Raw genomic sequence first — 12755 nt, forward strand, 5'->3', positions numbered from 1 at the left:
CTTCGGAGCGGGCCGGGTCAGATCGCGGACGAAACGGAGCCCCGGGCGGCCGTCCAGAACCGTTTCGCCCACCGGGGTGAAACCGGTCCGGGCCAGCACGGCGCGAGAACCCGCGTTGTCGAGCGTCGTTTTCGCGCGCAGGGTGGTCAGGCCGTACGTGTCGGCCGCCAGCCGGCACAACCGGCCCACCGCGGCCGTGGCGAGACCCCGGCCCGTGGCCTTCTCCGCGACCCGGTAGCCGAGTTCGGCGCTGCCGTCCGCCACGTCGACGAGGTTGACGCGTCCCACGATCGCGCCGTCGGCGCCGACGAGTACGTGGAAGTGGTGCAGCCCCTCGTCCTGCTCGGCCAGCAACTCCGCGTGCCGGGCGGCGAACCCGGTGAAGTAGGCGTCGCCCCGGTCCGGTATCGACGCGGCGAACCACGCCCGGTTCTCCCGCTCGAACGCGAGCAGGGCGGGGGCGTGGTCCGCGCGGAGACGCTGGAGTTCGGGTTCGCGGCAGGCCGGGGCCGCCCCGGGCGGGGGCGAGGGCCGGGAGCGCGGGCGGGACGGGTCGGACTGCGGCTCGGGCATACCGGAAGGCTACGGCGGGCCCCCGGCCTCGGCGCCCGATTTTCCGGCGCCCCCCGCTCGGCCACGGGGAGGCCGGGCACGGGGCCGGGCACGGAGGACCGGCTCGGAGGACCGGGTACGGAGGGCCCGGCACAGAGGGACCGGTGCGCCCCGAGCCGGTACGCCCAGTGCCGGTGCGCCCAGAGCCGGTACGCCCAGAGCCGGTACGCCCAGTGCCGGTGCGCCCAGTGCCGGGCTCACGGTCAGCGCGCCGTGCGCCGTACCCCATGCGCCGCGAGCCGCCAGCCGTAAGCCGTGGGCCATCAGTCAAGAGCCGTAAGCCGTAAGCCGCGAGCCGTGAGTTGTGAGCGGTGCGCCATCCTCCGTGCGTCCCGCGCCGAGTGCCGGCCCGCGGCGCGCGTCATCCGGCTGCCGACGCCGGGGCGTACGTCAGGAACGCCGCCCCGCTCTCCAGCAGCGTGTGGCCGGTCATCTTCCACACCCGCGGGTCGAACGCCGTGTCCGGCGAGAACAGCGGGATGCCCGAGCCGATGGTGAGCGGGCCCAGCTTGATGACCAGTTCGTCGATCTCCCCGTAGAGCGAGCCGGCCAGTTCGCTGCCGCCGAGCAGCCAGATGTCCTTTCCGGCCTCCTGCTTCAGCTCCCGGACCTTCGCCGCGGGATCGCCCGCCACCAACTCGACCGCCGGGTCCGGCGATTCCGTGAGGGTCCGGGAGAACACCAGGTGCCGCAGGTGCGGATAGGCGTCGGTGAGGCCGGCCCGCAGCCCGATCTCGTACGTCCGCCGCCCCTCCAGGACGGTGTCGAAGCGGGTGCCCTCGGCGGTGACGCCGAGCGCCTCCCGGGCGGGGGCGGGCAGGATCTCCGGGTACTCCTCGCAGAGATGCCGGACGTAGTCCTCCGGAATGGGCCAGAAACCGGCCGGTCCCGTGGGGTCGGCACCGTCCGGGCCCGCGATGAAACCGTCAAGGGTGGAGGCGATGCAGTAGACGAGCTTGCGCACGGAAAGAGACCCCTCGGTGACCGGTCGGCGGCGGCCCGGGTGCCGCGCCGATGCGCCGAGATTACGCGACGGGTCCGCGCCGGGCGGGCCTTTCCGGTTTGCGGCAGACGGCCGTTCCACCGTCTCCGGCGCCGGTCCCCGTCAGCCGCCGGCGGCCGTCGTCACCACCGTGACCATCACGATCGCCATCAGCGCGTCCTCCGCCGCCTTCACGACATGGCGTACCGCCGCCGCCGACCAGTGGCCGTGTGCGATCGACTCCACGGCCTTCCCGACCCGGCGGGCGTCGGCGCCCGGGAAGGCCTGCCGGTGCAGCTTCGCGCCGTGCAGCAGGGCCACCAGGCCCGCCGTGCGTTCGTCGGGCTCCTCACCCCGGAGGACCACCGCGTCCAGCCGCTGCCGAACGGCGGCCTCCGCCGAGCCGTCGGCCTCCGGGTAACGGACCACCGGGAAGAGACCGAGGATCTTCTTCCGCTCCCTGCGGACCAGCCCCTTCCGCAGCAGGCCCTCGCTCGCCCCGGCCACGGCCTCCTTCTTCAGGCGGTCGATCCAGTGCCTGGCGGCGAGCGGCTTCTCCCGGGCGGTGATGTCCGCGAGCGCGGCGTCGAGCGCGGGCACGCCGAGCGGGGTCCGGTCGAGGACGGTGACCTCGTCGTCGCCGGTGACGTCGATCCGCCCGGCGAGGGCCAGCTCCACCAGCGACGCAGCGGAAATCGCCGCGGCCGTCTTCGCGGACTCCTGTTCGCTGCCCGACGCGTCGTCCAGTGACAGCAGCAGCAGTTGCTCGCCCAGCGTGGTCTCCACGGGGCCGTTCACCGCTGCTCCCGTCCCTGCCCCCTGGTGCACTCCGGCCACCCCGTTCGTCCTGTTCGCGCCATCCATCCGGTCCATCCGGTCCATCCGGTCCATCCGGTCCGTCCCGTCCGCCGCGGCCTCTCCCGCCGGGCCGTCCGGCCGTCAGGTTACGGGCTGCCGCGCCGCTCGGGCGAGGCGCGTGCCCGTCCTGTTCCGCGAGTCCGCGGCCGGCGCCGAGGTGTCCGGTGCGCGCCGCACTGCCCCGTGATGTGCCCTCCCGGTCATGCCCTGGTGAACGCCGTCCGGGGCACACTGCGGGAATCTCCGTCAGGCAACCGGGAGAAGAAGTGCACGAACGCGAACGCACCCCCCTGCGGAGGCCGGCACCGGCGCCCCGGCCACCGGCCGGAACCGTCCGTCCCGACGCCCCGCAGGCTCCCGCGGCGGTCCGCGACCCGGCCGCTCTGCTGGCTCTCCAGCGCTCGGCCGGCAACGCCGCCGCGACCCGCGCGGTGGAGGCGGACCGGCATGTGCACTCGGACGCCTGCGGCCACCGCTCCGGCGCCGACCGTACGCCCGTGCAGCGTTCCCCTGCGGGCCGCAGCACGCCCCCGCCGGGCTCCGCCGCGGCGAAACCCGGGCGTTTCGTCCAGCGCTCCCCGGGCGGCGGCCGGCCCGCGGGCTCCGCCCCCGCCCCGGCCCCGGCTCAGCAGGGCATCGGCCTGGACGGCTCCCTCGGCCGGGACGTCCCCGCCTACTGGCAGGACCTCCAGTGGTCCGAGGTGAAGGAGGGGGTCTCCACGGCCTTCCTCCCGCCGGGCCACCCGGTGTTCCGGGCGATCGAGGAGTACGCGCGTCAGTCACAGGAACTCGTCCCCTACACCTCGGACGCCGGTGAGAAGACCCGGATGGGCGCGATCAGCGCCGACCTCGCCGATCCCGACAAGGTGAGTGCGATGGGCCCGCAGGGCCAGGCGAAGCTGCAGAACCGGCTGCTGGAGGGCAAGAAGAACGGTCCGCCGCCACCGCGTTCCCGCGACATGCAGATCACCGCGATCAAGGTGTTCGCCAACCGGGAGCTGTGGAAGAAGTACACGGCGAACCGCCAACTGTTCCAGCAGTCGCTGGTCGAGAAGCAGGGAAGCGGGTTCAGCGCGACCGGGGAGGACCGCAGCGAGCGGATCAAGTGGTCGACCGGGCAACGCCCCGACCTGGGGGGAGCCGCGGCGACCTCGCCGGTGCCCGGATTCCCCCAGCTGCCCACGCAGCCGGGTGACAAGCCGCCGAGCGGCGCGGGCGAGGCGTTCGTCGTCCACGGCACCGCCCCGCCGGTGATGGACCTGATCCAGGAGGGCGGCGGCTACCGGCCCGATCTGTCCGCCAACAAGGGGACGGCCGACAAGCCGCGCTACGGTCCGCTGGGCCAGGGCGTGTACGCCGCGGACAACACGTCCAAGGCGCAGACCTACGTCCGCTGTCCCGAGCCGACCTGCGGTGACTACGACTGCCAGGACCCCACGCACCCGCCCAAGCAACTGCTGCTGAACCGCGGACTGGTCGGGCACCCGAACACCGCTCACCTCTACGACAAGAGCAAGCGCGGCGACGACCACAAGACCCTCAAGGAGGGGCGGACCTCGGTGTTCAGCCCCGGCCTGAAGAACAACCCGCTCGGGCGGGGCGCCACCGGGACGAACGAGTTCGTGTTCAAGGACGCCTCGCTGCTCTACCCGGAGATCCGCATCTACTACCGCACTCCCTAGCCGCGCCTCCCGGCCGTGCTCCGAGCCGGCCGTGCTCCCCGGCCGTGCTCCGCCCCGCGACACCGCCGGGCCGGAGCACGGCCGGGTCCCCGCCGCCGGAGCGGCGGAGACCCGCAAGGGCCGGTCAGGAGCCCTGCTTCTCCTCGAACGACATCCGGTGCAGCTGCCCCGGCAGGTCGTTGACGACGTAGAACTCGCCGTCGACGTCCACCCCGAAGCTGGTCACCTGGGTCGGGGTCTCGCCGATGACCGCGCTCTCGTACGGGCCGCCGTCGGCGCCCGGCCGCAGCGCCCACACCGTGGACGAGCAGTAGTCGGTGAAGACGTACGTGCCGTCGAGCAGGTCCGCGGACTCCTTGCCGTGGTAGACGTGGCCGCCGATCACCGAGCAGCCCTCCACCGAGCTCTGGTAGCTGAACACCGGCTCGGTGTAGTCGGCGTCGTCCGCGCAGTGGGTCTCGTCGAAGACCACGGAGCCCTCGCGGCAGGACCAGCCGAAGTTGGCGCCGCCCTGGTCCTGGGCGATGTGGTCGACCTCCTCCTCGGTGCCCTGGCCGACGTCGCCGATCCACAGCGAGCCGTCGGCGCTGTCGAAGGAGAACCGCCACGGGTTGCGCAGCCCGTACGCCCAGATCTCGCCGCGCGCGCCCTCGGTGTCCGCGAAGGGGTTGTCCTCGGGCACGCAGTACGGCAGCTCGCCGCAGGTCCGGCTGACGTCCAGGCGCAGGATCTTGCCGAGCAGGGTGTCCACGGCCTGCCCGCTGAGGAACGGGTCGCCGGAACCGCCGCCGTCACCGATCGCCCAGTACAGATGGCCGTCGGGGCCGAACGCCAGCTGGCCGCCGTTGTGGTTGCTGTACTGGTCGTGCTCCTGGGTGAGGAGTTCCTCCGGTTCACCGGAGCCGTCCAGGTCGACGCGGGCGAGCGTGACGGCGTTGTCCGACGCCCGGGTGTAGGCGGCGTACAACACCTGGCTGTCGGCGAAGTCCGGGGCCGTGGCGAGACCGAGCAGGCCGCGCTCGTTGTCGGCGCCGTTGACCACGCCCGTCAGGTCGAGCAGCGGCTCCTCGGCCAGTCCGGTGTCCGGGTGGTAGACGCGGACGGTGCCGGCCTTCTCCGTGATGAACAGCCGCCCGCTGCCGTCGTCGGGGGTGGCGATGGTGGTGGGGCGTTTCAGGCCGGACGCGACCTGTGTGGTGGTGACGGCCAGATTCTCCAGCGGGATGCCCGCCGCGCCGTCCGGTGCCGGGGACGCGGCGGGGGCGGGCGCGGGCTCGGCCTGGGCGCTCTGGTGGAGTGACGCCGGCAGCGCCAGCAGGGCCACGGCCAGTATTAAGCGGCTGATCCGCTTGCGTCGGTGCATCTCGGACTCCTGTGGGGGTGGGGGAAGTCCCTGGCGGGTGCGCGACTGCTCGTTACGGCTCAGGGCCTCGGGGGCGGCCCTGGGGCGGCCCCGCCAAGGCGGTACCGGCCGGACGCTACCGGTCCGCCGGGCCCCGCGCCATAGCGCACCCGTGACCTGCCGGGGGCCGCCGGCGGGCCGTGCGGCGGCACCGCCGGGCCCGGCAGAAAATCATGCAAGCATGCTTGCTTGTTTTTCGGCCCGCTGTCACGCTCGGGAAACGGCGCACCGCCGACGGGCCGTCAGCCCGCGGGCCGGTACCGCCGTTGTGGGACTCCGCCGTCGTACCGCCGTACCGAGGGAGCGCACCGTGGCCGACCCGACAGCCGTTCTCGGCGACCTGCGGGACGAGGGGGAGGACCTCGACCGCCTCGTCTCCACGGCCGGGTACGGACAGTGGACGCTGCCGACCCCGGCCGACGGGTGGACCGTCGCGCACCAGATCGCGCATCTGGCCTGGACGGACGAGCGCGCGCTGCTCTCGGCCACCGACCCAGCCGCCTTCGCGCGGGACGCGGCGCGCGCCCTCAGCTCCCCGGAAACCTTCGTCGACGACGGCACGGAGGAGATCGTCGCGGCGTACGAGAAGGACCCCGCCGGGCTGCGGGCCCGCTGGCGGGACTCGTGGCGCGCCCTGTCCGAAGCGCTCGCCGCGCAGCCGCCCGGCGCCCGGCTGCCCTGGTACGGGCCGCCGATGAGCGTCGCCTCCATGGCGACCGGCCGGCTGATGGAGACCTGGGCGCACGGCCAGGACGTCGCCGACGCGCTCGGGGTGCGCCGCGAGCCCACCGGGCGGCTGCGGCACGTCGTACGGATCGGGGTGCGCGCCCGCGACTACGCCTTCGGGGCGCGCGGACTGGTGCCGCCGGAGGAGGAGTTCCGGGTGGAGCTGACCGCCCCGGACGGCGAGTCCGTCTGGGAGTACGGCCCGCGGGACGCGGCGCAGCGCGTCACCGGCCCCGCCCTCGACTTCTGTCTGCTCGCCACCCAGCGGGCACACCGCTCCGACCTCGCGCTGCGGGCTGAGGGCGCGGACGCCGACCTGTGGCTGGACATCGCCCAGGCGTTCGCCGGCCCGCCCGGCAAGGGGCGGCTCCCGGCGACCCCGCCGACCGGGCTCCCCGGCGAGGGGCGCACCGGCCCGGGCCCCGGCGCATGACCGCCCCGCTCCGGATCGGCAACGCCTCCGGCTTCTACGGCGACCGCTTCGGCGCGCTGCGGGAGATGCTCACGGACGGCCCGCTCGACGTCGTCACCGGCGACTACCTCGCCGAGCTGACCATGCTCGTCCTCGGCCGCGACCGGCTGAAGGACCCCGCCCGCGGCTATGCCACAACCTTCCTGCGCCAAGCCGAGGAGAGCCTCGGCCTCGCCGCCGACCGCGGGGTGCGCATCGTCACCAACGCGGGCGGCCTCAACCCCGCCGGGCTGGCCGGCGCCGTACGCGAGCTGGCCGGCCGCCTCGGCATCCCCGTCCGGGTCGCCCATGTCGAGGGCGACGACCTCCTGCACCGTGCCGCCGCCGAGGGCTGGGGCGAGGACGTACTCACCGCGAACGCCTATCTGGGCGGCGCCGGAATCGCCGCCTGTCTCGACGCCGGAGCCGATGTCGTCGTCACCGGCCGGGTCACCGACGCCGCCCTCGTCACCGGGCCCGCCGCGGCGCACTTCGGCTGGGCCGCGGACGACTGGGACGCGCTCGCCGGGGCCGTCGTCGCCGGGCACGTCCTCGAATGCGGCGCCCAGGCCACCGGCGGCAACTACGCCCACTTCACCCGCCACGACGTACGGCACCCCGGCTTCCCGCTCGCCGAACTGCACGCCGACGGCAGCAGCGTCATCACCAAGCACCCGGGCACCGGCGGCGCCGTGACGACCGGCACCGTCACCGCCCAGCTGCTCTACGAGACCGCGGGCGCCCGCTATCCCGGCCCGGATGTCACCGCCCGGCTCGACTCCGTACGTCTGGAGCAGGCGGGACCGGACCGGGTGCGCGTCACCGGAGTGCGCGGCGAACCGCCGCCGCCCACCCTCAAGACCGGCCTGACCCGCGTCGGCGGCTGGCGCAACGAGATCGTGTTCGTGCTGACCGGCCTCGACATCGAGGCCAAGGCCGCGCTGGTGCGCGAGCAGCTGGAGGCCGCCCTCACCCCCCTCCCGCGCGAGCTGACCTGGACCCTCGCCCGCACCGACCGCGCCGACGCCCCCGTGGAGGAGGAGGCGAGCGCGCTGCTGCGGCTGGTCGTGCGCGACCGGGACCCGGAGACGGCCGGCCGGCGGGTCAGCGGCGCCGCCGTCGAACTCGGCCTGGCCAGCTACCCGGGCTTCCAGCTCACGGCCCCGCCCGGGAAGGGCAGCCCGTACGGGGTCTTCACCTCGGTGGACGTCGAGCAGTTCGCGCACACGGCGGTGCTCCCCGACGGGCGGCGCGTCACCGTCCCGCCAGCGCCCGCCTCCCGCGCCCTCGCCCCCGTCCCCGAACCGCCCCTGCCCGCACCCCTCCCGGACACCGGCCGCACCCGCCGCGCCCCGCTCGGCCTGCTCGCCGGGGCCCGCAGCGGCGACAAGGGCGGCAGCGCCAACGTCGGCGTCTGGGTGGAGACCGACGACGCCTGGCGCTGGCTGGCCCGTCAGCTCACCGCCGGCCGGCTCCGCGAACTGCTGCCCGAGGTCCGGAACCTCCCCGTCACCCGCCACACCTTCCCGGCCCTGCGCGCCGTCAACTTCCACATCGACGGACTCCTCGGCGAGGGGGCCGCCGCCCGGTCCCGCTTCGATCCGCAGGCCAAGGCGCTCGGGGAGTGGCTGCGCGCCCGCCACCTGGACATACCGGAGGCCCTGCTGTGACCGTTCTGCCCACCGCGCTCGACACGGCGGGAGCCGACTACGCCGAGAACCGCGCGGCGATGCTCGACAAGCTCGCCGCCCTCGACGCCGAGCACGCCAAGGCGGTGGCGGGCGGCGGCGAGAAGTACGTCGACCGGCACCGCGCGCGCGGCAAGCTCCTCGCCCGCGAACGCGTCGAACTGCTCCTCGACCCGGACACGCCCTTCCTCGAACTCTCCCCCCTCGCCGCCTGGGGCAGCGACTACGCGGTCGGTGCCTCCCTGGTCACCGGCATCGGCGTGGTCGAGGGCGTCGAATGCGTGATCACCGCCAACGACCCCACGGTCCGCGGCGGCGCCAGCAACCCGTGGACCCTGAAGAAGGCACTGCGGGCCAACGAGATCGCGTACGCCAACCGTCTCCCCGTCATCAGCCTCGTCGAGTCCGGCGGCGCCGATCTGCCCTCCCAGAAGGAGATCTTCATCCCGGGCGGGGCGCTCTTCCGTGACCTCACCCGCCTCTCGGCCGCCGGCGTCCCCACGATCGCCGTCGTCTTCGGAAACTCCACGGCCGGCGGCGCGTACATCCCCGGCATGTCCGACCACGTGATCATGGTCAAGGAGCGGGCCAAGGTGTTCCTCGGCGGTCCGCCGCTGGTCAGAATGGCCACCGGCGAGGAGAGCGACGAGGAGTCCCTCGGCGGCGCCGCGATGCACGCCCGCACCTCGGGCCTCGCCGACCACTTCGCCGCCGACGAGCCGGACGCCCTCCGCCGGGCCCGCCGCGTCGTCGCCCGCCTCAACCACCGCAAGGCGCACCCGGATCCGCCGCCCGCCGAACCACCGAAGTACGACGAGGACGAGCTTCTCGGCATCGTCCCCGGCGACCTCAAGGTGCCCTTCGACCCCCGCGAGGTCATCGCGCGCATCGCCGACGCCTCCGACTTCGACGAGTTCAAGCCGCTCTACGGCGCGGGCCTCACCACCGGCTGGGCCCGGCTGCACGGCTACCCCGTGGGTGTCCTCGCCAACGCCCGCGGGGTGCTGTTCAGCGAGGAGTCCCAGAAGGCGGCGCAGTTCATCCAGCTCGCCAACCAGCGCGACATCCCCCTGCTCTTCCTGCACAACACCACCGGCTACATGGTCGGCAGGGACTACGAGCAGGGCGGCATCGTCAAACACGGCGCCATGATGATCAACGCGGTGTCCAACTCCACCGTCCCGCACCTCTCCGTCCTCCTCGGCGCCTCCTACGGCGCCGGCCACTACGGCATGTGCGGCAGGGCGTACGACCCGCGCTTCCTCTTCGCCTGGCCGAGCGCCAAGTCCGCCGTCATGGGCCCCCAGCAGCTCGCCGGTGTGCTGTCGATCGTGGCCCGCGCCTCGGCCGAGGCCAAGGGGCAGCCGTACGACGACGAGGCCGACGCCGCGCTCCGCGCCATGGTCGAGCAGCAGATCGAGTCCGAGTCGCTGCCCTTCTTCCTCTCCGGCCGCCTCTACGACGACGGCGTCATCGACCCGCGCGACACCCGCACCGTCCTCGGTCTGTGCCTGTCCGCGATCCACACCGCACCGGTGGAGGGCGCCCGCGGCTTCGGCGTCTTCCGGATGTGAGGAGCAAGAGCCCCGTGCTGCACACCCTGCTGGTCGCCAACCGCGGCGAGATAGCCTGCCGCGTCTTCCGCACCTGCCGCGAACTCGGCATTTCCACCGTCGCCGTGCACTCCGACGCCGACACGGACGCCCTGCACACCCGCGAGGCCGACACCGCCGTACGCCTCCCGGGCGACGCTCCCGCCGACACCTATCTGCGCGGCGACCTCCTGGTGAAGGCGGCCCTGACCGCCGGCGCCGACGCGATCCACCCCGGCTACGGCTTCCTCTCCGAGAACGCCGGTTTCGCCCGGGCGGTCCTCGGCGCGGGCCTCACCTGGATCGGCCCGTCACCGGAGGCGATCGAGGCCATGGCCTCGAAGACCCGGGCCAAGGACCTCATGTCCCGCGCCGGCGTCCCCCTCCTGCGCCCTCTCGACCCGGACCGGGTCACCGAGGCCGATCTGCCACTGCTGCTCAAGGCGGCCGCGGGCGGCGGCGGCCGGGGCATGCGAATCGTGCACGACCTGCGGGAACTCCCCGCCGAACTGGCGGCCGCCCGCGCCGAGGCCGCCTCCGCCTTCGGCGACGAAGAGATCTTCGCCGAGCCGTACGTCCGCGACGGCCGCCACATCGAGGTGCAGGTCCTCGCCGACACCCACGGCACGGTCTGGGCGCTCGGCACCCGTGACTGCTCCCTCCAGCGCCGCCACCAGAAGGTCGTGGAGGAGGCCCCCGCGAACCTGCCCGGTCCGCTGCGCGACACCCTCCACCGGGCGGCCGCCGACGCCGCGCGGGCCATCGACTACACCGGCGCGGGCACCGTCGAGTTCCTGCTCACGCCCGACGACAGGGCGTACTTCCTGGAGATGAACACCCGCCTCCAGGTCGAGCACCCGGTCACCGAGGAGATCTACGGACTCGACCTGGTGGCCCTCCAGATCCGCACGGCCGAGGGGCGCGCCCTCCCGCCCCGGCCGCCGGAGCCCAGCGGCCACGCGATCGAGGCCCGCATGTACGCCGAGGACCCGGCCCGCGACTGGCAGCCCCAGTCCGGCCGCCTGCACGCCCTGGACGTCCCCGGGGTCCGGCTCGACACGGGCTTCGCCCCGGGGGACGACATCGGCATCCACTACGACCCGCTCCTCGCCAAAGCCGTCGTCCACGCCCCCACCCGGGCCGAAGCGGCCCGCCGCCTCGCACACGCCCTCGCCCGCGCCCGCGTGCACGGCCCGGTCACCAACCGCGACCTGCTGGTCCGCACCCTCCGCCACCCGGACTTCGCCGCCCCCGACACCGGCTTCTACGACCGCAACCTGCCCGAGCTGGTCAGCCCGCCCGCGGACGAGCCCCTGGCCGCCCTGGCAGCCGCCCTCGCGGACGCCGCCGACGCCCGGCACCCGCTCGGCGCCTGGCGCAACGTCCGCTCGGCACCCCGGATCCGCGCCTACCGTTCCCGGCACACCGACCACGAGGTCCGCTACGCCCTCACCCGCGACGGTCTCCACGCCCCGGACCACCCGGGCGTCCACCTGGTCGCGGCGCACCCGGACCACGTCGTCCTGGAGACGAACGGCCTGCGCCGCACCTTCACGGTCGCCCGCCACGGTCCGCACCGCTACGTGGACTCACCCGGTTCCGCCCACACCTTCACCGCGCTGCCCCGCTTCCCCGACCCGTCGGCCGGCACCGAACCGGGCTCACTCGTGGCCCCCATGCCGGGCACGGTGGTCCGCGTGGCGGAGGTGTCACCGGGCGACGAGGTGACCGCGGGCCAACCCCTCGTCTGGCTGGAGGCGATGAAGATGGAACACCGCGTCACGGCCCCGGCCTCCGGCACCCTGACGACCTTGCACGCCACCCCGGGCCAACAGATCGAGTCGGGCACGGTGCTGGCGGTGGTGACACCCCCGGCCGACGAACACCCCCCGTAGCAGCCCAACGCCGAACACCCCCGCCCCGGCAACCACCCCGAGGGCCCCGCCCCCGGAACCGGCACCCGCTCCCGGAACCGGACCCGAGTCCCCCGGTGCCTGCGGACGGGGCACCCGTCATCCGGCAGGCCCGGGACACGGATCCGAAGCGCCCGGTGCCTGCGGACGGGAACCCGGCATCCGGACGGCCCGGGACACCGGACCCGAGGCGCCCGGTGCCTGCGGACGGGAACCCGGCATCCGGACGTCCTGGGACACCGGATCCGAAGCGCCCGGTGTCTCCGGACGGGAACCGGGCATCCGGTCGGCCCGGAGCCGGGAGTCGCCCCGAGGCGCCCGGCGCCTGCGGACGGGAACCCGACATCCGGACGGCCCGGGACACCGGACCCGAGGCGCCCGGTGTCTCCGGACGGGAACCCGACATCCGGACGGCCCGGGACACCGGACCCGAGGCGCCCGGTGTCTCCGGACGGGAACCGGGCATCCGGTCGGCCCGGAGCCGGGAGTCGCCCCGAGGCGCCCGGTGCCTGCGGACGGGAACCCGGTATCCGGACGTCCTGGGACACCGGACCCGAGGCGCCCGGTGTCTCCGGACGGGAACCCGGCATCCGGACGGTAGGGGTCGGGGCCGCAGGAGGGGGGTCCGGAACAGTTACGTGTATTTGTGGCCGCGGAAGAGGGCTCCTGACCGACCCCGTTCAGGCGGCCGTAAATATGCGGTGGAGGACCCCCCTCCGGAGGCCCCGGCCCCGGACCACGACCCCGGTGCCCCGCGACACCGCCACCGATTCCGGCCCCGGACCACGACCCCGGTGCCCCGCTACACCGCCACCGACCCCGGCCCCGGACCACGACCCCGGTGCCCGG

9 protein-coding genes are annotated in these 12755 nt (G+C 74.3%); 5 read left to right on the plus strand and 4 right to left on the minus strand.

The genetic code is table 11. The features are described 5' to 3' along the window. The 3 genes from GCU69_RS31655 to GCU69_RS31665 form a co-directional block, all read right to left on the minus strand. Positions 1–573, minus strand: a 573-nt coding sequence (locus GCU69_RS31655) for a GNAT family N-acetyltransferase (RefSeq protein WP_156207916.1), incomplete at its 3' end; no start/stop codon positions are given. A 400-nt stretch (positions 574–973) separates the two neighbouring features. Then, positions 974–1576 carry a dihydrofolate reductase family protein gene (locus GCU69_RS31660; protein WP_156207917.1) on the minus strand — a complete coding sequence of 201 codons (603 nt, stop codon included), beginning with the start codon at positions 1574–1576 and terminating at the stop codon, positions 974–976. Positions 1577–1717: 141 nt separating this feature from the next. After that, positions 1718–2392 (minus strand): GOLPH3/VPS74 family protein, encoded by a 675-nt coding sequence (locus tag GCU69_RS31665; RefSeq protein ID WP_170315992.1) that lies wholly within the window; start codon positions 2390–2392, stop codon positions 1718–1720. A gap of 326 nt (positions 2393–2718) precedes the next feature. On the opposite strand from GCU69_RS31665, the gene GCU69_RS32925 reads away from it, so the two are divergent. Beyond that, positions 2719–4134, plus strand: a complete 1416-nt coding sequence (locus tag GCU69_RS32925) for a hypothetical protein (RefSeq protein WP_170315993.1) — start codon at positions 2719–2721, stop codon at positions 4132–4134. Between the two features lie 124 nt (positions 4135–4258). Here GCU69_RS32925 and GCU69_RS31680 read toward each other — a convergent pair whose 3' ends face one another. Beyond that, positions 4259–5497, minus strand: a complete 1239-nt coding sequence (locus GCU69_RS31680) for a PQQ-dependent sugar dehydrogenase (protein WP_156207919.1) — start codon at positions 5495–5497, stop codon at positions 4259–4261. Between the two features lie 349 nt (positions 5498–5846). Between GCU69_RS31680 and GCU69_RS31685 the strand changes: the two genes are divergently transcribed. From GCU69_RS31685 to GCU69_RS31700, 4 genes are read left to right on the plus strand one after another with little or no spacing between them, the layout of a single operon-like run. Then, complete coding sequence (locus GCU69_RS31685) at positions 5847–6695, plus strand: TIGR03084 family metal-binding protein (protein WP_156207920.1); 849 nt, start codon at positions 5847–5849, stop codon at positions 6693–6695. Beyond that, a complete protein-coding gene (locus tag GCU69_RS31690; protein ID WP_156207921.1) occupies positions 6692–8383 on the plus strand; it encodes an acyclic terpene utilization AtuA family protein in 1692 nt (563 codons plus the stop codon). Before GCU69_RS31685 ends, GCU69_RS31690 begins: the two co-directional genes overlap by 4 nt. Continuing rightward, positions 8380–9975, plus strand: a complete 1596-nt coding sequence (locus GCU69_RS31695) for an acyl-CoA carboxylase subunit beta (RefSeq protein WP_098753268.1) — start codon at positions 8380–8382, stop codon at positions 9973–9975. The genes GCU69_RS31690 and GCU69_RS31695 overlap by 4 nt, the downstream gene beginning before the upstream one ends. A gap of 14 nt (positions 9976–9989) precedes the next feature. Then, positions 9990–11888: an acetyl/propionyl/methylcrotonyl-CoA carboxylase subunit alpha gene (locus GCU69_RS31700; RefSeq protein WP_156207922.1), complete on the plus strand. Its 1899-nt coding sequence runs from the start codon at positions 9990–9992 to the stop codon at positions 11886–11888. Positions 11889–12755 lie beyond the last annotated feature (867 nt).

The sequence above is a fragment of the Streptomyces lycii genome, from assembly GCF_009735685.1.
GTDB lineage: Bacteria > Actinomycetota > Actinomycetes > Streptomycetales > Streptomycetaceae > Streptomyces > Streptomyces lycii.